The following is a 19,832-nucleotide window of genomic DNA, read 5'->3' as shown; positions in this document are numbered from 1 at the left end:
GGCGGCATCGCCGCCGCCCACTCGTTTCTGCTCCACAGCTCTACGGCAGCATCACCATACCGGCGCGAACCTCGACCGCCACCGCGCGCAGCGCCTCTCCCCGGCAGGGCCCGGCCACGCATTGGCCCGCCGCCAGTTCGAAGCTGGCGCCGTGGACCGCGCACACCAGCAGGCCGTCCTTCGATTTCAGGAACTGGCCGGGCGCCCAGTCAAGGCGCCGGCCGGCGTGCGGGCACACGTTGAGCCAGGCGCGCGCGGCATCGCCCTCGCGATACAGGATCAGCGATTCGGGGACGCCGTCGATCGCCGCCTCGACCTCGGCGAAACCGCCGTCGGCAATCTGCGCGAGTGCGACCAAGGGCACACCGGCCGGCGCTTGATTTAACGAAGTCATTACATCCAGGAGCGGTTGGCGGCCGATACTGTCGGCATCGGCTCGATGCCGCATTGTCTCACGCGCGCCATCACGTTCTGCGCGCCTGCCATTCGTTCGCGCGTCATCCTATCGGGAAGCAATGATTTCCAACTTCTTCAACATCCTGCACCTGCGCTACCGCGCCTCCGGCGTCTCCGCGGTCTTTTCGCCGCGCAAGCCGCGTCACCCGCTGCTGCGACTTGCGTTCGGGCTGCTGGGCCTGGCGCTGCTGGCGGTGCTGCTGGTCTTCGGCGTCGTCATCGGCGCCGCCATGCTGACGGCGGGACTGGCGATGCGCCTGCTGCGCCAGCGCGAGCAACCGGATGCCGGGCGCCAGCGTCGAGGCGCGCTCGACGGCGAATTCCGCATCGTCGACAAGCCCCTGCTGCGCTGAGGTTTCTCCCATGAACGACGTGGTTCCGGCACCCTCGGTGCCGCGCATCGCGGTGCGCGGTGGCGGCACCTTTCCGGTGCGACGCATCTACTGCGTCGGCCGCAACTTCGCCGACCACGCTCGGGAAATGGGCGCGCAGGCGCCGGCCTCGCCGGAGACACGCGGGCAGCCGGTGTTCTTCATGAAGCCGGCCGATGCGATCGTCACCGACCGCAGCGTGCCCTACCCGCCCGGCACCCGCGACCTGCATCACGAGGTCGAACTGGTGGTGGCGCTCGGTGCCGATGCGCCCGACGGCGAACTCGCCGCGGAACGCGCGCAGGCGCTGGTGTTCGGCTACGGCATCGGCCTGGACCTGACCCGCCGCGACCTGCAGGCGGCGGCCAAGGCCAAGGGCCTGCCCTGGGACCCCGCCAAGGGCTTCGACCACTCCGCGCCGGTCAGCCGGCTGGTCGCGGCCGCCGACCTCGGCCACCTCGACGACTGCACGCTGTCGCTGCAGGTCAACGGCGAGATCCGCCAGCGCTCGCGTCTCGACGCGATGATCTGGAGCGTGCCGGAGATCCTGCACGAGCTGTCGAAGCTGTACGCACTTCGCGCCGGCGACCTGGTGTTCATGGGCACCCCGGCCGGCGTCGCCGCCCTGCAGCCCGGCGACCGCTGCCACGCCGCACTTGACGACGCCATCGCGCTGGACTGCGAGATCGCTCCTGCGCGGATATAGTCGGCGCGTCCACCACCTGGAGACTGCGGCATGAGCATGGGCTCGGAGTTCAAGGAATTCGCGATGCGCGGCAACGTCGTCGACCTTGCGGTCGGAGTCGTGATCGGTGCCGCCTTCGGCAAGATCGTCACCGCACTGGTCGACCAGATCATCATGCCGCCGCTCGGGCTGCTGATCGGCGGCGCGGATTTCAGCCACTGGGGCATCACCTTGCGCGACGAGACGATCGATGCCGCCGGCGAGGTGATACCGGCGGTGGTGATCGGGATCGGCGAGTTCCTCAACGTGCTGCTGCAGTTCGTGATCGTCGCCTTCGCCATCTTCCTGGTGGTCAAGGGCATCAACCGGCTCAAGCGCAAGCAGCAAGCCGAGGAGGCGCCGCCCGAGGCGACGCCGGAAGACGTGCTGCTGCTGCGCGAGATCCGCGATTCGCTGAAGCGGACGCCGTAACGCCATCGGCATTCGCGTCCGCCGTTGCCGGCGTCCGCGACGCCGGGACCCCGGACGGTCGCATGCGTCCGGCGCCCACCATCGGAGCCGTGGGCTGATAAGCTCGCGGCTTCGCTTTTTTTGCCCCCGGAGTTCTCCATGCGTTTCGCGTCGCTGCTCCTCGCCCTCGCCCTCGCCGCGCCCGCCGTCGCACAGCAGCAGACACGCATTCCCGACGATGCGCTCGCCAACGCGGCGCAGCTGCGCGAGCAGGCGCTGGCCGACGACACCGGCTGGAAGCTGATCGAATCGCTGACCACCGAAATCGGCCCGCGCCTGGCCGGCAGCGAGGCGGACGCGCGCGCGGTGGCCTGGGCCGAGAAGAAGTTCGCCGAACTCGGCTTCGACCGCGTCTGGACCGAGCCGGTCACCTTTCCGGCATGGCAGCGCCGCAGCGAGCACGCGCAGGTACTCGGCGCGAATGCGCAGCCGTTGCTGGTCACCGCGCTCGGCGGCAGCGCGGGGGGCGAAGTCGAGGCCGAGATCGTGCGCTTCGCGGATTTCGCCGCGCTGGAGGCCGCACCCGAAGGCTCGCTGGCAGGCAAGATCGCATTCCTCGACTACCGCATGGCGCGCACCCGCGATGGCAGCGGCTATGGCGATGCGGGGCCGATCCGCGGCCGCGGGCCTTCCGTGGCCAGCAGCAAGGGCGCGGCCGGATACCTGATGCGCTCGATCGGCACCAGCCCACACCGGGTGGCGAACACCGGCATGACCCGCTTCGCCGACGGCGTCGAGCCGATTCCCGCGGCGGCGCTGTCGCTGGTCGACGCCGACCAGCTCGGGCGTCTGCTCGAGCACGGCCCGGTGCGGGTGCGGCTGGCGCTGGACTGCGGCTGGGACGGCGAATACACCTCGCAGAACGTGATCGGCGAGATCACCGGACGCGAATCCCCGGAACAGGTGGTGGCGATCGGCGGGCATCTCGATTCCTGGGACCTCGGCACCGGCGCGGTCGACGACGCGTCCGGGATCGGCATCACCATGGCCGCGGGGCACCTGATCGGCCGGCTGCCACGGAAGCCGAAGCGCAGCATCCGCGTGATCGCGTTCGCCAACGAGGAACAGGGCCTGATCGGCGCGCGCCAGTACGCCGAGCGCCATGCCGACGAGATCGCCGAGCACGTGATCGCCGCCGAGAGCGACTTCGGCGCCGGCCGGATCTACGGTTTCAACACCAGCGCACCCGACCATGCCAAGGCCGCCACCCGGCAGATCGCCGAGGCGCTGGCGCCGCTGGGCATCGAATACATGCCGGGGGAAGGCGGCCCCGGCCCGGACTTCATCCCGGTGTCGCAGGCCGGCGGCGCGTGGGCGTGGCTGGCGCAGGACGGCACCGAATACTTCGACCTGCACCACAACGCCGACGACACCCTGGACAAGGTAGACCCCGAGGCGGTGGCGCAGAACGTCGCCGCCTATGCGGTGTTCGCGTACCTGGCGGCCGAGGCGGAAGGCGATTTCGGCAGCGCGGCCGGCGCGTCGCAGGCGCCCGCCGAGTAAGCTGCGACAGGTGGCGCCGACGGTCCGCCGGCGCCACCGCCGATCCGAACCATCACGCCCGAGCGAAGATGCCCCAACGCAGCCGCCGCACCGGTGCCGCCGTGACCATCCTGGATGTCGCCAGGCACGCCGGCGTGTCGCCGATGACCGTCTCGCGGGTGATCAACGATCACCCTTACGTCGGCGACACCATGCGCGAGCGCGTGCTGGCCTCGGTCAAGACCCTCGGCTATCGCCCCAACCTGGCGGGGCGCTCGCTGCGCACCTCCGGCACCGCGCGCATCGGCGTGCTGTACAGCAATCCCAGCGCCGCCTATCTCAACCAGTTCATGCTCGGCATCCTGGAACAGAGCAGCCTCAACGGCAGCCAGGTGATGATCGAGAAGTGCAGCGGCATCCGCAGCCAGCGCGCGGCGGCCCGGCGCCTGCTCGAAGCCGGCGTCGACGGCGTCATCCTGCCGCCGCCGCTGTGCGACTCGCAGCGGACCATCGACGAACTCGACGCGACCCGGATTCCGGTCGTGGCCGTGGCCACCGGCACGCCGATGGAGGGCGTCACCTCGGTACGGATCGACGATTACCAGGGCGCGCGCGCGATGACCCGCTACCTGCTGCAACTCGGGCACCGGCGCATCGGCTTCATCAAGGGCGACCCCCAGCACACGCCCACCGCGCTGCGCGCGGCGGCGTTCTTGGACGCCATGGCCGAGGCCGGCATCGAGGTCCCGCCCGACCACGTCGCCCAGGGCATGTTCACCTATCGCACCGGGCTCACGGCGGCCGCGGAGCTGCTCGCGTTGCGGCCCCGCCCGACCGCCATCTTCTCCAGCAACGACGACATGGCCGCGGCCGCCGTGTCGGTCGCCCACGGCATGGGGCTGCACGTGCCCGACGACCTGACCGTCACCGGCTTCGACGACACGCCGGTGGCGACGACGATCTGGCCGGAGCTGACCACCGTGCACCAGCCGGTGGCCGCGATGGGACGCGCCGCGGTCACGCTGATGCTCGACGAGATCCGCCGCAAGCGCGACGGCCGGCCCAAGGCCGACACCCACCAGGTGATGAAGTTCACCCTGGTCAGGCGCCAGTCCTCCTCGCCGCCGCCGCGGCGCTGACCGCCTGGAAACGCTCGCGTCCGATGCGCCCGCCGTGTTGCGCTACGGACCGGTATGGTAACCTTACCAGACGGACTGCAACGGTCGCCCCGGGCCTACGACGCGCGACCGGAGCACCCGATTCACGACCTTTTTCGGAGCGCCAGCACGATGCATCGCGAGTACATGGCCGGCAGGTCGCTACCGGACTTCGAGTCGCGCGAATTCCTGCTGGACCACATCGCCGGCACCATGCGCTTCTACCATCCGCGCTGCATCGATCCGGCCGGCGGCTTCTTCCAGTTCTTCCGCGACAACGGCGACATCTACGATCGCAGCACGCGGCACCTGGTCAGCAGCACGCGGTTCGTCTTCAATTATTCGATGGCCTGGCAGGCGTTCGGTGACGATGCCTACCGCGCGGCCGTGCGCCATGGCATCGACTACTTGCGCGGCGCGCACCGCGACCCCGCCACCGGCGGCTATGCCTGGGAGTTGCGCGACGGCGTCGCGACCGACGCCACCAATCATTGCTACGGCCTCGCCTTCGTCGTCCTCGCCTATGCCAAGGCGCTCGAGGTCGGCATCAGGCCGGCGGCGAAGTGGCTTGAGGAAACCTGGGAGCTGATGGAGCGCCGCTTCTGGGAGCCGCGCCACGGCCTGTACGCGGACGAGGCCTCGCCCGACTGGAGCGCGCTGTCGCCCTACCGCGGCCAGAACGCCAACATGCACGCCTGCGAAGCCTGGCTCGCCGCGTACGAGGCCACGCGCGAACCGCGCTATCTCGAACGCGCGGCACTGCTGGCCGACAACATGGTCAACCGCCAGGCCGCGCTCGCCGGCGGCCTGGTCTGGGAGCACTACCGCCCCGACTGGACCGTGGACTGGAACTACAACCGCGGCGACCGCAGCAACATCTTCCGCCCCTGGGGCTTCCAGCCGGGGCACCAGACCGAGTGGGCCAAGCTGCTGCTGATCCTCGACCGCCACGCACCCGCAGGATGGTACCTGCCCCGCGCGCAGGCGCTGTTCGACCGCGCCCTGGACATGTCCTGGGACGCCGAGCACGGCGGCATGGTCTACGGCAACGACCGCGACGGCGGCTTCTACGACGACGACAAGTATTTCTGGGTGCAGGCCGAGTCGATCGCCGCTGCCGCGCTGCTGGCGCGACGGACCGGCGATCCGCGCTATCGCGACTGGTACCTGCGTCTATGGGAATACAGCTGGACGCATTTCGTCGACCACCGCCATGGCGCATGGTTCCGCATTCTCTCGCGCGACAACCGCAAGTACGACGACCTGAAGAGCCCCGCCGGCAAGACCGACTATCACACCATGGGCGCCTGCCATGAGGTGCTGCGGGGAATGTAGGCACGAGCGGGGGGATCCGCGATGCTCCGTGCAGCCACGCGTTGGCGGGAGAGTCCTGGCCTGACCCTCCGGAGGCCGAAGAGCAACGACAAAATGGCTGCGCCGGTACGACGCAGCCCAAGGTCCGGGGAGAGATGCCGGGCGAGCGACCCGGCCGGATCGCGCCGCGCCATGCAGGCGGAGCGGCGCCAATTCGCGCGGCCCGCCGCCGCACCGGACGGCAGGTCGCGCGCAAGCGTCAGAACCGCAAGCGGACGCCGGCGTAGTAGCGGCGTTCGTAGATGTTCTGGTCGAAATAATGATTGCTCCACTGCGCGTAGCGGCGTTCGTTCTCGCCGGTCAGGTTGGTGCCCTGCACGTACAAGGTGAGATAGGGGGTGACGTCGTAGCTGAAAGACGCATCCAGATAACCGACGCTGTCGTTCCAGATCCCCAGCCTGTCGCCCCAGGCGGAGGTGTCCATCCGGGCGAAGCGCTTGCTGCGCCAGTTGTAGGCCACGCGCGCCTGGATCCTGTCTTTCTGATACCAGAGGACGGCATTGGCCTGGTGCTTGGAGTTGTCGCCGATCGGCAGGGTATTGCCGTCTATATCCGGCTCGCCCGATGTCTCAGCGTCCGAATAGGTGTAGTTGAGATTAGTGCCGAATCCACTCCACCAGCCTGGCAGGAAATCGAAGGCCTGCTGATAGCCGACCTCGAAGCCTTTGATGGTGCCGCCGCCGCCATTGACGATGCGGGCCACCGGACCGCCGTCGCGGATCACGCCATCGCTGTCGGGCATGGGTTCAATCCGGGTCACGCTCGCGGGGAAGGATTCCACGTCGATCAGGAACACGCCGAGATTGAGCAGCGAGGCATCGGCGAAATACCACTCCCATGACGCGTTGTAGTTGCTGGCCCGGAACGGTTCCAGATCCGGATTGCCGGCGCGTCCGCTGCCGAAGATCGCGAGGTCGTCCGGCAGGTCCGGATGCCGGCCGCTGTTCGCGGAATAGAACACCACCAGTCCGCGGCCCAGGTCCGGCAGGTTCTGGCGGGCGACCGCCTTGTTGTAGGCGAAGCGGATCTTCTGCTCGTCCAAAATATCGAACGCGATATTGGCCGAAGGCAGCACGTCGGTGTACTGGTTGATGATGCGATCGACGCCCAGCGCAGGATAGACCCCGTTCCAGTCGTGGCTGCCGATGAAGGTGTCGCCCTCCACCACGAACTGGTCGATCAGCAGCCGGGTCTGCACGATGCGCGCGCCGAGATTCGCGTACCACGGAATCCCGTTGCTGCCGGTGCTGCCCTCGAGGTTGGCCATGAAATAGAGCGACGAGTTCTTTTCGGTGACCTTGTACGAATCCGGCGCGTGGGTGTAGGCGACGTTGCCGGGATACAGGCTGTCCAGGTAGGCGACGGGGTCCTTCATCACGTCGGGATCGATCGCCGGCAGGCCCTGGCTGCCGAGGCCGCCGACCGTGAGCGGATCGAAATCGTTGAAGTAGGACCAGTAGTCCGGGATCGAATCGAACGGCAGGATCCGCGCCTCGGAAAAGCCGGTGCAGGTGTCGCCGATCAGCGGATCCTTGAAGTAGTACAAGGCCAGATTCGGGTCCGGGCACGGCCCCGGCGACACCGGCGACAGATAGCGATAGGCGTCGTACTGGAAGTCGCGTTCGCCGTAGCGCGCACCGAACTGGAATGAACGCACCACGCCATTCTGGAATTCGAATACGCCGTCGGCGCTGAGCGCATCGAGATTGGCCTCGATCCTGTTTCCCTGCGCCCAGGTCGACATCAGCTGCCAGTTCTCCGGGTTGGAGACGTCGGTGATCATGTCCACGTTCGGGAACTCTCCGCGGAAGTCGACCGTCGCGGTGACCGTCTCCAGGCCGTTGGCGTTGGCCCATTGCGTGGTGCCGTCGGAGCGGGTGATCTGGTTGCCGCGGGTCGCGACCGCATCCGCGCGCGCCTCGTCGTACTGCCGCTCGGACTTGCCGTGCACCCAGCGCAGCGAGCCGCGGAACGGCCCACCGTCGTCGAAGCGCAGTTCCAGATTGGTGTTGAGCGCCTCGGACTCGCTTTTGCCGGCGAAGGAATGCGCCTGGAACCGGTCGTATACGAAGATGCCGTGCTCCAGCACGCCGTTCTCGTCCACGATCGAGCCGGGCTGCAGCTGATCCCTCTTCCAGCTCGTGTGCAGCTGGGCCGCGACCGAGGTGTCGACGTTGTCCATCTTGGTGTAGGCCGCGTCGCCCAGCAGCGTCACCGAATCGGTGACGTTGAACTGGAACGAGCCGTTGACGCCGATGCGCTCGCGTTCCGTCTTGCGGTTCTCAAGCTCGGTGCCCACCCAGTTGTAGAAGTACTGTCGTGGCAGGTTTGCAGGATCGGTGTTGCACGCCCATCTCCCTGTCTCCAGATCGCGCTGGCCGATACCGATCTGTCCGTCTCCATTGAAATCCAATCCACTGGGGAGACCATCACCGTCGAGCGCACCAAGATCGCACTCGGTGGACTTCTGCGCGCCGCCGCTGAACACGCTGGGCCGCTTGTTCTCCAGCGTGGCCTCGGAGCGCGACACGGTCAGCAGCGCGCCCCAGCGCTCGGTGCGGTAGCTGGCCAGGGCCGAGTACAGATGGTTGACCTCCTCGACCCGGTCGCCGTAGGAGCCTTCCGCCTGGCCGCTGAAGGTCCAGCCCTCCGGCAGGTCGAACGGGCGCCGGGTCCGCAGCGAGATGGTGCCGCTGATGCCGCCGTCCAGGTCGGCCGCGGTCGGCGACTTGATCACGTCCACGCCGCTGAACAGCGTGGGCGGGATATCGACGAAGTCCGGCTGGGCGCCGCCGAGGTTCGGCTGCCCCCACTCGTCGCCGCCGCCGGCGCTCAGGTACAGCTCGCCGTTCATCGTGGTCTGCACCTGCGGCATGCCGCGGATGTTGACCTGCGCGCCCTCGCCCGCCGAACGCCGGATCTGCACGCCGGTCACGCGCTGCAGCGAGTCGCTGATGGTCACGTCCGGCAGCTTGCCGATGTCCTCGGCGGAAATGGAATCGAGGATCTGCGCGGCGTCGCGCTTGGTGTTGATCGCCTCCGCCTGCGCATTGCGCACCCCGCGGACGACCACCCGATCGAGTTCCACCGCCTCGCTCGCCGGATTGGGAGTGTCCTCCTGCGCCGCAGCAGGCGGTGCCGCGGCCAGCGTGAACAGCGATGCGGCGATGGACAGCGCCAGCGGCGAGATGCGGTTCTTCGAGAATGTCTTCATTGGACCCTCCAGCGAATGGCTTCTTCGATTGCGCTTGCGGCAACAGCGGATGCGGTGAAGCGACCTCGTTTTCTGTTAACGATACCTCCGTGGTGCGCATCGTCCCTTGACCGGTCCCGGCGTGCGGCCTCAGGCCGGCAGCGTTGCCGGCGGCTGTGGCGTCACCTGCCCGGCCACCTGCCGCGTCTGCACCGGCCGCTGGGCGATGCCGGCTCGCAGCGGGTCGATGCGTCAGGCGGCGTTCGCGCCAGTGCGGCGACGCGCGCGGCGTCGAGCACGGTGTCTCCCACGGTGAAGCCGGCGATGCGTCCGGCGAAGTGCTGCGCGTCGTTCGACGGCTGCCGATGCGGCCCAGCAGCCGCGGGCGCGATCGGCGAAGCGCTCGCGGGACCGGACGCGACGCGGCGGCCGTCCAGGGGCAGGGTCAGCTCGCCGTCGCGCGCCGACGCGGCCTGGAAGTGCCATCGGCCGGGTTGCAGTCGCGCGTTCGACGACAGCGCGCGATCGGCGCCCCACCAGAACCCGGGCCGCCCCGCACCGGCCATGAAGCAGCGCGCTTCGCTGTCCGGATCACCCAGACCCGCCAGCGGCTGTTTGCCGGATGCGGAACGCGTGGCGTTGATCCAGCCGTAGGCGGTCCACCGCGCGTCCGCGGCCAGCAGCGGCGAATTTTCCGGAAGCGGCTTTTCCAGTCCCACGCCACCCGCCGGCACCTCGGCATTCCAGGAGCCGAACTCCGCCGCCGACGCCGGCACCAGCGCCGCGACACCCGCCGCGAACACCAGGCCGCACATGATGCACTGGAGCCGTTGCAGCATTAGAGACCCTCCCAAGCCCTTCTGCCTCAAGACCGCGTGTTTTGGTCGCGCGAATCGCCGCGAGCGATCCAGGTGCCTGAATCTCGGTGACACCGGTTTCTGGTAACGTTATCCCAGGATCTTGGCGATTTCAACACGACGGCCGCGAGCGGCCGCTTCCGGGAGGAATCATCGATGCGAGCAAGCCGAATCGTCGCCGCCGCACTCGCGATCTGCCTGTTCCCGCGCGGCGGTTCCGCCGCGGAACCGCCGCTGGAGCTGCGCTCTCCCGGCGGCGAAGTCGCGATCGCGCTGTCACTCGCGCCCGATGGTGCGGCGCAATACGCGGTGTCGTTCCGCGGCCGAGAGGTCATCGCGCCGTCGCTGCTCGGGCTCGACCGCAAGACGCGCACGGTGCGCGTTCCCATCGACTTCCTGCAGCTTCACGGCCGTTCTCTACCTGGACGGCCCGCGACCCGATGCGCTGCGCATCGAGACGTGCCGGTCGATGCCGGCGGGTGAACTGTCGCTGCCGATGGCCGCCAACGGCAGCGCGGCATTGCGGCTCGTGCCGCATGCCGGCCCACAGCTCCCGTAGAGCGGAGCTTGCTCCGCTGCGCCCGCGCTGCGGCGCCGTCCAAAGCAGCCGAGCAAGCTCGGCTCTACGGTGCCGTCGGATCGGACCTGCCTGCCGCTACATCGAGCGCCCACCGCTCCCGTAGAGCGGAGCTTGCTCCGCTGCGCCCGCAACTGCGGCGCCGTCCAAAGCAGCCGAGCAAGCTCGGCTCTACGGTGCCGTCGGATCGGACCTGCCTGCCGCTACATCGAGCGCCCGCCGCTCCCGTAGAGCGGAGCTTGCTCCGCTGCACCCGCAGCTGCGGCGCCGTCCAAAGCAGCCGAGCAAGCTCGGCTCTACGGTACCGTCGGATCGGACCTGCCTGCCGCTACATCGAGCGCCCGCCGCTCCCGTAGAGCGGAGCTTGCTCCGCTGCACCCGCATCCGGCCCCATCCTAAGCGCTGATCCGCGCCCGCCACGCCGCCAGCAGCACCGCGGCCGCGGCCGCGACGTTGAGGCTCTCGACGGCGCCGCTGCCCGGGATCGACAAGCGCAGGTCGCAGTCGCGCGCCAGGGCGTCGCTCATGCCCTCGCCCTCCGCGCCCAGCACGTAGACCAGTCGCTGCGGCAGCGGCGTGCCGAAAAGATCCGCGCCGCCGCGCGCCAGCGTCGCCGCGAGCGTGAAGCCGGCCCGGCGCAGCCGTGCCATCGCATCCCCGCCGTCGGCGAACCGCAGCAGCGGCACCGCCTCGGCGCCGCCCTCGGCCACGCGCGCCGCGGCGCCGGACAGGCCGAGGCCCGACCGTTCCGGCAGCAGGATCGCGGAGACGCCGAAGTGCGCCGCCGAACGCAGGATCGCGCCGAAGTTGTGCGGGTTGCCGATGCCATCCAGCCACAGGACGCAGCACGGCCCCTCCGGCACCTCCCGCAGCCACGGTTCGAGCGTGCCCGGCTCCTGCCGCAGCACGTCGGCGACCACGCCTTCGTGATGCGAACTGGCGGCCAGCTTGCCCAGTTCCGCCTCCTCGACCACCCGGTAGCCGACCCGCTGCGCGACGCACCATTTCAGCAGCGGCTGCAGCTGCGGGATCAGCGCCTGGCCCAGATACAGCTTGCGGATCGCCTGCGGCCGGTGCGCGAACACCGCCTGCACGGCATTGCGGCCGTACAGGCGCACTTCCTCGCGGCGATCGGGGCGGGGCGCGGCGTCGCGCGGCGGCGCCGGGCGTGCCGCTTCCCGCGCACGCCCGCCCCAGGGCGAATCCGGTCCCGAACCGGGCGGCTTGCGCGCCATCGGATTACTTTCGCGTGCGCCAGAAATCGGCGTTGCGGATGCCCAGCGCCTCCGGATCGAAGGTCGGATCCACGCCCGCCGCCTGCTGCCGCTCGTAGTCGCGCAACGCCGCCAGCGCCGGCTTCTGCAGGATCAGGATGGCGATGATGTTGAGCCAGGCCATCAGGCCGACGCCGATGTCGCCGAGCGTCCACGCCAGTTCCGCACTGCGCACCGCGCCGAAGGTCACCGCCGCCAGCACCCCGATCCGCAGCGCGAACACCAGCCACGGCCGGTGCACCTTGCGGTTGATGTAGGTGACGTTGGTCTCGGCCATGTAGTAGTAGGCGAGGATGGTGGTGAAGGCGAAGAACAGCAGCGCCACCGCGACGAAGCCGGCGCCGTAGCCGGGCAGCACCGATTCCACCGCGTGCTGGGCGAAGCCGGGCCCGGCCTCGATGCCCGGCAACGCCTCGACGATCATCTCGCCGCCGCGGCCGACCACGTTGTACATGCCGGTGGAGAGGATCATGAACGCGGTCGCCGAACACACCAGCAGCGTGTCGACGTAGACCGAGAACGCCTGCACGAAGCCCTGCTTGGCCGGATGCGACACCTCGGCCGCTGCGGCATGGTGCGGGCCCGTGCCCTGCCCGGCCTCGTTGGAGTAGATGCCGCGCTTGACGCCCCACTCGATCGCCAGGCCCAGCATCGCGCCCATGCCGGCCTCCAGCCCGAAGGCGCTCTTGAAGATCAGCGCCAGCATCGAGGGCAGCGCCGAGGCATTGAGGAACATGATCACCAGCGCGATCAGCAGATAGGCCAGCGCCATGAACGGCACCACCACCTGGGCGAAGCTGGCGATGCGCTTGACGCCGCCGAAGATGATGAAGCCCAGGCCCACCACCACCACCGCGGCGGTCGCGGTCGGCGGGATGCCCCAGGCGTTGGTCATGCTCGAAGCGATGCCGTTGGCCTGCACGCCCGGCAGCAGGAAACCGGTGGCGATCACGGTGACCACAGCGAACAGCCACGCGTACCAGCGCTGCCCCATCGCCTTCTCGATGAAGTAGGCCGGCCCGCCGCGGTAGCGGCCCTTCTCGTCCTTCTCCTTGTAGATCTGCGCCAGGGTGGATTCGACGTAGGCGGTGGAGGCGCCGAAGAACGCCACCACCCACATCCAGAACACCGCGCCCGGGCCGCCGAAGGCGATCGCGGTGGCGACGCCGGCGATGTTGCCGATGCCGATCCGCCCCGACAGCGACATCGCCAGCGCCTGGAACGAGGACACGCCGGCGTCCGACTTGGTGCCGCTGAGCATCAGCCGGATCATCTCGCCGAACTGGCGGATCTGCATGAAGCGGGTGCGGATCGAGAAGTACAGCCCGGCGCCCAGGCACAGCACGATCAGCGGCGGACTCCAGATGAGGCTGTTGAGGGTGTTGACGATCTGTTCCACTAGGCGTGCTCCCCGGTTGGACGGCATTCGGTCCGCGACGCGAACGAAGTCCCGATTCTCCATGATCCCCGGCGCAAACGCGAAATCGCGCTAGGCAGACCCATCGGCGGCGACCACGATGAACGCGCCGCCGCGCGTCGCGAAGGAAAACGACGGCAGAGCGCTTCTACCGCCAGCCTGCGTGGTGGCACGACCGTGCCAGCCGGCATCCCCGTAGGAGCGCGCCATGCGCGCGATGCCGCGCCAGGCAGTCTTCTCCGTTGCGGTGAGACCAGCCCCGTCGCCACGGGCGGTGCCAATCAATAGCCAAGCCCATCACGATGGACCAACCCCTCATCTTCTTTGGCTTGAGGTGCGGGCTATTCGCTGACACCGCCCGTGGCGACGGGGCTGGCTTCGTCGTAGCGGAAAGGACTGCCTGGCGCGGCATCGCGCGCATGGCGCGCTCCTACGGGGCGCTGCGGTCGACCTTCGCGAACACGCGCAGATCGTGCAGCCGGCCGCGCTTGAGTACCGCGCAGTGCTGCACGCCTTCCTCGTCGAATCCGTTCCTGAGCAGCACCCGCGCCGAGGCCGGGTTGGTATCGAGCACGGTGGCGAACAGGCGATGCAGCGCCAGTTCCCGCATCAGCCACGGCGCGAACGCGGCCACCACGCGGGTCATTGTGCCGCGCCCCCAGTGCGCGCGGCCGAGCCAGTAGCCGAACTCCGCGCTGTGCGCCCGTTCGGCGCTGCCGGGCCGCGCGCCGATGCCGCCGCAGGCCTCGCCGCCGATCTCGACCGCGAACACGGGCTGCGACAGGTCCACCACCTCGCCGGCCAGGAAGCGGATCCCATCCTCGCGCGTGTACGGATGCGGAAAACGGTCGCTCACCGCGCGCGAGACCTGCGCATCGTCGGCATGGCGCACCAGCGCGTCCAGGTCGTCCCGGCGCCAGCGGCGCAGGACGAATCCGTCGCCGCCGAGGCGGACCCCGTCCCAGCGGTCCGCGGCCGGCTCAGGCATGGCCGCTGACCGGCGGCGTGTCCGCCTCCAGTCGCTCCAGCTTCTGCGCCAGCGCTTCCGGCGAGCGCGTGAACGGCGCCAGCAGCGCATAGAACGCCGGCACCACGAACAGCGACAGCAGGCTGGCGAAGGCGACGCCGAAGATCACCACCACGCCGATCGTGGCGCGGCTGGCGGAGCCGGGGCCGCCGGCCACCACCAGCGGCACCGCGCCGGCCATCGTCGCGATCGAGGTCATCAGGATCGGGCGCAGGCGCACCGCGGCGGATTCGGCGATCGCCTCGGTCACGCTGCGTCCCTCGTCGCGCAGCTGGTTGGCGAACTCCACGATCAGGATGCCGTTCTTGGCCGCCAGCCCCACCAGCATGATGATGCCGATCTGGCTGAAGAGATTGAGCGTGCCGCCGGTGAGCCACAATCCGACCAGCGCGCCGAGGATCGCCAGCGGCACCGTCAGCATGATCACCAGCGGATGCACGAAGCTCTCGAACTGCGCCGCCAGCACCAGGTACACCACCAGCAGCGCCAGGGTGAAGGTGACGATGACCGCGCCGCCGGCCTCCTGGTATTCGCGCGACTCGCCCTTCCAGTCGATCTGGGCGTAGTCGGGGAGTTCCTCGGCGACCACCTGCCGGGTCCACTCCAGCGCCTCGCCCATGGTGTAGCCGGGCGCCAGCCCGCCGCTGATGGTGATCGCGCGCAGGCGGTTGAAGCGGTTGAAGCTGCCCGGCTCGGCGATCTCGCTCAGCGTCACCAGGCTGGCCAACGGCACCAGCGCATCGCCGCGGCCGCGCACGTAGGTGTCGCGCAGGTCGGCCGGGGTCATGCGGTTCTCGCGGCCGGCCTGCAGCAGCACGTCGTACTCCTCGCCGTCGTCGACGAAGGTGGTGACCCGGCGCGAGCCCATCATCGTCTCCAGCGTGCGCCCGATCTCGGTCACCGACACGCCCAGGTCGGCGGCGCGGTCGCGATCGATGTTGACGCGCATCTGCGGACGGGTTTCCTTGTAGTCGGAGTCGATGTCGGTCAGGCCGGGGTTCTCCTCCATCCGCACCAGCATGCGGTCGCGCCACTCCGCCAGGTCCTCGTAGTTGGGCCCGCCCAGCACCAGCTGGTAGCGCTGGCCGCGGCTGCTGACCAGGCCGCCGGGCACGTTGGCGCGCACCTGCACGCCCGGCAGCGCGGCGAACTTGCCGCGCAGTTCCGCCACCAGGTCCTCGGTGGCGATGTCGCGCACGTCCCAGTCCTGCAGGAACACGATGACCTGCCCGGTATGCATCTCCTCGCTGCCGCCCCAGCCGCGCGGCGCGCGCGAGTTGGCGCGCTGGATCGGCTTGCCCTCGCCGATGTAGTCGCCGAGGATCTGCTCGACCTGCTGCATCTGCGCCACGGTGTAGTCGAAGCCGGCGCCCTCCGGCCCGTCGACCGAGATGAAGAAGCGGCCGCGGTCCTCCGCCGGCGCCAGCTCGCTCGGCACCCGCCACAGCAACAGCAGCACCAGCGCGATGCAGGCGCCCATCGCCATCAGCATCAGCAACAGGATGCGGCGGCCGGGCAACGCCACCAGGCGCGAGATGCGGCGTCCGTAGCCGGCGCTCACGCGGCTCAGCTGCCGGTTCATCCAGGCGTTGAACCCGGTCTCCCTGCCGTGCGGGCGCACCAGCTTGGAGCACATCATCGGCGTCAGCGACAGCGCCACGAATGCCGACAGCGCCACCGCGCCGGCCAGCGCCACCGCCAGTTCGCGGAACAGGCGTCCGCTGTTGCCCTCCATGAAGCCGACCGGCAGGAACACCGCGACCAGCACCGCGGTGGTGGCGATCACCGCGAACGCCACCTGCGCGGTGCCGCGCCGCGCCGCCACCAGCGGCGGCTCACCCAGGTCGGCACGGCGCTGCACGTTCTCCAGCACCACGATCGCATCGTCCACCACCAGGCCGATGCAGAGCACCAGCGCCAGCAGCGTGAGCAGGTTGATGGTGAAGCCGAACGCGTACAGCGCGATGAAGGCGGCGATCAGGCAGACCGGCACCGTCACCGATGGGATCAGCGCCGCGCGCGCGCTGCCCAGGAACAGCCAGATCACCAGCACCACCAATGCCATCGCCTCGAGCAGCGTCCAGTACACGCGCTTGATCGCGGCGTCGATGAACACCGTGCCGTCGTAGGAGACGTAGATGTCGGTGCCTTCGGGCAGGGTCTGCTGGATCCGCTCGGCCTCGGCGCGCGCGGCGCGCACCACGTCGAGCGCGTTGGCGGTCGAGGTGCGGATGATGCCGATGCCCACGTTCGGCACGAAGTTGCTGCGCAGGTAGGCGCGCCGCTCCTCCGCGCCCAGCTCCACCTCGGCCACGTCGCCCAGGCGCACCACGTAGCCGCCCTCGCCCTTGCCCAGCGGAATCTGCGCGAACTGCGCCGGCTCGATGTAGCCGCGCTCCACGCGCAGGGTGAAGTCGCGGTCCTCGGATTCGATCCGCCCGGCCGGCAGTTCGATGTTCTCGTTGCGCAACGCGGTCTCGACGTCGTTGGCGGTGATGCCGCGCGCAGCCATGGCGTCGCTGTCCAGCCAGATGCGCATCGCGTAGCGCTGGCCGCCGCCGAGGGCGACGCGTGCCACTCCGTCGATCGACGACAGGCGATCGACCACGTAGCGCTCGGCGTAGTCGGTCAGCTCCATCGTGTCCATCGTGCTGGAGCGCATGTTGAGCCAGGCGATCACGTCGCCGTCGGACTGCGCCTTCTCGATCTCGGGCGCATCGGCCTCGATCGGCAGCCGGTCCATCACTCGGCTCACGGCGTCGCGCACGTCGTTGGCGGCGGCCTCGATGTCGCGGCTCAGGTTGAACTCGATGTCGACGTCGGCCTCGCCGTTGGAGCTCTCCGACTCGATCGTGCGGATGCCCTCGATGCCGGCCAGCGCGTCCTCGAGGACCTGGGTGACCCGCGTCTCCACCACCGCCGCCGACGCGCCCGGGTAGTTCACCCCGACCGAGACGATCGGCGGGTCGATGTTGGGCAGCTCGCGCAGCGTCAGCCGGTCGAACGATGCCAGCCCGAGCACGATGAGCATCAGGCTCATCACCACGGCCAGGACCGGTCGCTTGATCGAGATGTCGGAAAGGCGCATGGGCGTGTGGGAAACCTGTGGCGCGGAAGCGGACGGGCTCTACCCGCCGCTGGCGGGGGCGGGAGTGACGGTGTCGATCGCGTCGTCGTCGGCCGCGTCGGCCGCGTCCGGCGCCGCGGCCTCGGCGATCTTCAGCCCCGGCCGCAGCTTGCCGGTGCCGTCGACCACGATGCGGTCGCCTGCGGAGAGGCCGGACACCACCTCGGCACGGCCGGCAACGCGCGCACCCACCGCGATCGCGACCTGCTCGACCGTATCGTCGTCGCGCACGCGATAAACGAAGGTGTCGCGACCGACCTGCACGATCGCGATCTCGGGTACCACCAGGGCATCGCGTGCGGGGCGCTCCAGCACCACCTGCAGCAGCATGCCCGGGCGCAGCGCGCGATCGGGATTCGGGAAGTCGCCGCGCACCATGACCGCGCGCGTGACCGGATCGACCCGCGAATCGATCGTCGCCACCCTGCCTTCGAAGTCGCGGCCGGGATAGGCGCTGCTGCGGCCGGTCAGGCGCTGGCCCGGAGCGAGATGGGCCAGCCGCGCCTCGGGCACAGGGAAATCGACGTAGACGCCGGAGACGTCGTCCAGCGACGCGATCTCGGTGCCGGGCTGCACCAGCGAGCCCGGACTGACCAGGCGCAGCCCGAGCACGCCGGCGAACGGCGCGCGGATGCTGCGGTCGCCGAGATTGGCGCGGATCTCCCGTACCTGTGCGCGCGCCGAATCACGGACCGCGAGCTGCGTGTCCAGCGAGGCGCTGGCGATCAGCTGCTGCGCGGCGAGCTGGCGCTGGCGTTCGTACATCCGGTCGGCCTCAACGGCCGCGGCCTCGGCGGCGGCCAGCGCGGCGCGCTGCTGGTTCCCGCTCAGCGTGACCAGCACATCGCCCTCGTCGACCTCGTCGCCGCTCTCGAAATGCACGCGGTCCACGGTTTCGCTCACCTTGGCGGTGACCATGATCGACTCATGCGCCTTCACCGTGCCCAGCGCCTGGATGGTGTCGCTCCATGGCTGTGTCTGCACGACGGTGGTGGTGACGGTGGCGGCGTTGTCCGCCGGCGCATCTGCTTCGCGGCCACTGCCGCTGCCGCAGGCAGCGCACATCGCGCAGAACAGGACCAGTACGCTGGCTCGGGCCGGCAGGAGGAAACGTCGAATGGGCATGGGGAAGCGGACGAAGATGATCCGAACGATTGTAGCGGGCACAGCGGTGGCCGCCGTGTGCCGTCAGGCATGTCCGTGAACACGCGATCGTCGTCAACCGCTGGCGCACCCGTGCGTTACGCGGCACTCTGGGCCGGTCGCCGCCACGCTCGGCGGCGGCGTCACCCCTCTCCGGAGATCTCCGTCATGATCCACGACTCGATCCTCGACACCATCGGCCACACCCCGGTCGTACGCCTCCACCGGCTGGCCCCGGACCACGTCACCCTCTACGCCAAGGTCGAAAGCTTCAATCCCGGCGGCTCGGTCAAGGACCGGCTGGCGCTGGCGATCGTTCTCGACGCCGAGCAAAAGGGCCTGCTCAAACCCGGCGACACCGTGGTCGAGGCGACTTCCGGCAACACCGGCGTCGCCCTGGCGATGGTCTGCGCGGCGCGCGGCTACAAGTTCGTCGCGACCATGGCGGAGACGTTCTCGGTCGAGCGCCGCAAGCTGATGCGCGCCTACGGTGCGAAGGTGATCCTGACGCCGGCCGCCGAACGCGGCAGCGGCATGGTGCGCAAGGCGGCGGAACTTGCCGAGAAACACGGCTGGTTCCTGGCGCGGCAGTTCGAGAACCCGGCCAACCCGGCCTATCACCGGCAGACCACCGCCGCCGAAATCCTGCGCGACTTTGCCGGCCGCCGCCTGGATCATTTCGTCACCGGCTGGGGCACCGGCGGCACCCTCACCGGCGTCGGCGAGGTGCTGAAGGTCGCGCGTCCGGAGGTGCGGGTCACCGCCTGCGAGCCGGCCGCCGCGGCGCTGCTGATGGGCAAGGACTGGGCCCCGCACAAGATCCAGGGCTGGACGCCCGACTTCGTGCCCGAAGTGCTGAACCGCGAGGCCGCCGACCAGGTGCTGCCGGTCGAGGACGCCGCCGCGATCGAGACCGCACGCCGCCTCGCCGCCGAGGAAGGCATCTTCGTCGGCATCTCCGCCGGCGCCACCGTGGCCGCGGCGCTGGAAGTCGTACGCACGGCCGGACCCGACGCGGTCATCCTGGCGATGCTGCCCGACACCGGCGAGCGCTACTTCTCGACGCCGCTGTTCGAGGGCGTCAACGAGGGCTCCGACGACGAGTGGCTGGCCGGATTGCCGTAGCCGCCGGCCATCTCGGTGCGCTGCGGGCGAAGCGCGTCGGCGCAACGGCCGCCGCCG

16 protein-coding genes are annotated in these 19,832 nt (G+C 69.5%); 8 read left to right on the top strand and 8 right to left on the bottom strand.

Translation table 11 applies throughout. From position 1 onward, the window contains the following. Positions 1-40 precede the first annotated feature (40 nt). A complete protein-coding gene (locus AB5T46_RS02705) occupies positions 41-394 on the bottom strand; it encodes a Rieske (2Fe-2S) protein (protein WP_370562281.1) in 354 nt (117 codons plus the stop codon). A gap of 121 nt (positions 395-515) precedes the next feature. Here AB5T46_RS02705 and AB5T46_RS02700 point away from each other — a divergent pair, with 121 nt between their 5' ends. The 6 genes from AB5T46_RS02700 to AB5T46_RS02675 all read left to right on the top strand — a co-directional run bounded on the left by AB5T46_RS02700 (position 516) and on the right by AB5T46_RS02675 (position 5,996). After that, positions 516-809, top strand: a complete 294-nt coding sequence (locus tag AB5T46_RS02700) for a hypothetical protein (RefSeq protein WP_370562280.1) — start codon at positions 516-518, stop codon at positions 807-809. A gap of 10 nt (positions 810-819) precedes the next feature. Further along, positions 820-1,533 (top strand): fumarylacetoacetate hydrolase family protein, encoded by a 714-nt coding sequence (locus AB5T46_RS02695; protein ID WP_370562279.1) that lies wholly within the window; start codon positions 820-822, stop codon positions 1,531-1,533. A gap of 30 nt (positions 1,534-1,563) precedes the next feature. Beyond that, entirely contained in the window at positions 1,564-1,983 is a 420-nt protein-coding gene (gene mscL, locus AB5T46_RS02690) for a large-conductance mechanosensitive channel protein MscL (protein WP_370562278.1), read from the top strand. A gap of 138 nt (positions 1,984-2,121) precedes the next feature. After that, positions 2,122-3,525, top strand: coding sequence for a M28 family peptidase (locus tag AB5T46_RS02685; protein WP_370562276.1), 1,404 nt, complete (start codon positions 2,122-2,124; stop codon positions 3,523-3,525). 68 nt (positions 3,526-3,593) lie between these two features. After that, the gene (locus AB5T46_RS02680) at positions 3,594-4,643 is read left to right on the top strand and encodes a LacI family DNA-binding transcriptional regulator (protein ID WP_370562275.1); all 1,050 of its coding nucleotides are present in this window, start codon (positions 3,594-3,596) and stop codon (positions 4,641-4,643) included. A gap of 165 nt (positions 4,644-4,808) precedes the next feature. Next, positions 4,809-5,996 carry an AGE family epimerase/isomerase gene (locus tag AB5T46_RS02675; RefSeq protein ID WP_370562441.1) on the top strand — a complete coding sequence of 396 codons (1,188 nt, stop codon included), beginning with the start codon at positions 4,809-4,811 and terminating at the stop codon, positions 5,994-5,996. 238 nt (positions 5,997-6,234) lie between these two features. Here AB5T46_RS02675 and AB5T46_RS02670 read toward each other — a convergent pair whose 3' ends face one another. Further along, positions 6,235-9,249 carry a TonB-dependent receptor gene (locus AB5T46_RS02670; protein ID WP_370562274.1) on the bottom strand — a complete coding sequence of 1,005 codons (3,015 nt, stop codon included), beginning with the start codon at positions 9,247-9,249 and terminating at the stop codon, positions 6,235-6,237. Positions 9,250-9,410: 161 nt separating this feature from the next. Continuing rightward, positions 9,411-10,067, bottom strand: a complete 657-nt coding sequence (locus AB5T46_RS02665) for a LamG-like jellyroll fold domain-containing protein (RefSeq protein WP_370562273.1) — start codon at positions 10,065-10,067, stop codon at positions 9,411-9,413. 174 nt (positions 10,068-10,241) lie between these two features. On the opposite strand from AB5T46_RS02665, the gene AB5T46_RS02660 reads away from it, so the two are divergent. Continuing rightward, positions 10,242-10,568: a hypothetical protein gene (locus AB5T46_RS02660; protein WP_370562271.1), complete on the top strand. Its 327-nt coding sequence runs from the start codon at positions 10,242-10,244 to the stop codon at positions 10,566-10,568. A gap of 489 nt (positions 10,569-11,057) precedes the next feature. Here AB5T46_RS02660 and AB5T46_RS02655 read toward each other — a convergent pair whose 3' ends face one another. From AB5T46_RS02655 to AB5T46_RS02635, 5 genes are all read right to left on the bottom strand, one after another. Beyond that, positions 11,058-11,897 (bottom strand): TrmH family RNA methyltransferase, encoded by an 840-nt coding sequence (locus AB5T46_RS02655; protein ID WP_370562270.1) that lies wholly within the window; start codon positions 11,895-11,897, stop codon positions 11,058-11,060. Between the two features lie 4 nt (positions 11,898-11,901). Beyond that, positions 11,902-13,335, bottom strand: coding sequence for an alanine/glycine:cation symporter family protein (locus AB5T46_RS02650; RefSeq protein ID WP_459558934.1), 1,434 nt, complete (start codon positions 13,333-13,335; stop codon positions 11,902-11,904). 448 nt (positions 13,336-13,783) lie between these two features. Further along, entirely contained in the window at positions 13,784-14,341 is a 558-nt protein-coding gene (locus AB5T46_RS02645; protein WP_370562268.1) for a GNAT family N-acetyltransferase, read from the bottom strand. Further along, positions 14,334-17,468 (bottom strand): efflux RND transporter permease subunit, encoded by a 3,135-nt coding sequence (locus tag AB5T46_RS02640; protein ID WP_370562266.1) that lies wholly within the window; start codon positions 17,466-17,468, stop codon positions 14,334-14,336. The genes AB5T46_RS02645 and AB5T46_RS02640 overlap by 8 nt, the downstream gene beginning before the upstream one ends. A 39-nt stretch (positions 17,469-17,507) precedes the next feature. Next, on the bottom strand, positions 17,508-18,632 hold the full coding sequence (locus AB5T46_RS02635; RefSeq protein WP_370562265.1) for an efflux RND transporter periplasmic adaptor subunit: 1,125 nt from the start codon (positions 18,630-18,632) through the stop codon (positions 17,508-17,510). Between the two features lie 186 nt (positions 18,633-18,818). Here AB5T46_RS02635 and cysK point away from each other — a divergent pair, with 186 nt between their 5' ends. After that, on the top strand, positions 18,819-19,775 hold the full coding sequence (gene cysK, locus AB5T46_RS02630) for a cysteine synthase A (protein WP_370562263.1): 957 nt from the start codon (positions 18,819-18,821) through the stop codon (positions 19,773-19,775). Positions 19,776-19,832 lie beyond the last annotated feature (57 nt).

It is taken from the genome of Luteimonas salinilitoris (assembly GCF_041300785.1).
Classification (GTDB): Bacteria; Pseudomonadota; Gammaproteobacteria; order Xanthomonadales; family Xanthomonadaceae; genus Luteimonas; species Luteimonas salinilitoris.
The sequence above is the reverse complement of the archived record's forward strand: the minus strand, read 5'-3'. Positions and strand labels throughout refer to the sequence as shown.

Bases quoted from the DNA above. Each gene is read 5' to 3' on its own strand.
- AB5T46_RS02660 (WP_370562271.1), top strand. From the start codon at position 10,242: ATGCGAGCAAGCCGAATCGTCGCCGCCGCACTCGCGATCTGCCTGTTC.
- AB5T46_RS02705 (WP_370562281.1), bottom strand. From the start codon at position 394: ATGACTTCGTTAAATCAAGCGCCGGCCGGTGTGCCCTTGGTCGCACTC.
- AB5T46_RS02680 (WP_370562275.1), top strand. From the start codon at position 3,594: ATGCCCCAACGCAGCCGCCGCACCGGTGCCGCCGTGACCATCCTGGAT.
- AB5T46_RS02695 (WP_370562279.1), top strand. From the start codon at position 820: ATGAACGACGTGGTTCCGGCACCCTCGGTGCCGCGCATCGCGGTGCGC.
- AB5T46_RS02670 (WP_370562274.1), bottom strand. From the start codon at position 9,249: ATGAAGACATTCTCGAAGAACCGCATCTCGCCGCTGGCGCTGTCCATC.
- AB5T46_RS02685 (WP_370562276.1), top strand. From the start codon at position 2,122: ATGCGTTTCGCGTCGCTGCTCCTCGCCCTCGCCCTCGCCGCGCCCGCC.
- AB5T46_RS02700 (WP_370562280.1), top strand. From the start codon at position 516: ATGATTTCCAACTTCTTCAACATCCTGCACCTGCGCTACCGCGCCTCC.
- AB5T46_RS02640 (WP_370562266.1), bottom strand. From the start codon at position 17,468: ATGCGCCTTTCCGACATCTCGATCAAGCGACCGGTCCTGGCCGTGGTG.
- mscL (WP_370562278.1), top strand. From the start codon at position 1,564: ATGAGCATGGGCTCGGAGTTCAAGGAATTCGCGATGCGCGGCAACGTC.
- AB5T46_RS02635 (WP_370562265.1), bottom strand. From the start codon at position 18,632: ATGCCCATTCGACGTTTCCTCCTGCCGGCCCGAGCCAGCGTACTGGTC.
- cysK (WP_370562263.1), top strand. From the start codon at position 18,819: ATGATCCACGACTCGATCCTCGACACCATCGGCCACACCCCGGTCGTA.
- AB5T46_RS02645 (WP_370562268.1), bottom strand. From the start codon at position 14,341: ATGCCTGAGCCGGCCGCGGACCGCTGGGACGGGGTCCGCCTCGGCGGC.
- AB5T46_RS02675 (WP_370562441.1), top strand. From the start codon at position 4,809: ATGGCCGGCAGGTCGCTACCGGACTTCGAGTCGCGCGAATTCCTGCTG.
- AB5T46_RS02655 (WP_370562270.1), bottom strand. From the start codon at position 11,897: ATGGCGCGCAAGCCGCCCGGTTCGGGACCGGATTCGCCCTGGGGCGGG.
- AB5T46_RS02665 (WP_370562273.1), bottom strand. From the start codon at position 10,067: ATGCTGCAACGGCTCCAGTGCATCATGTGCGGCCTGGTGTTCGCGGCG.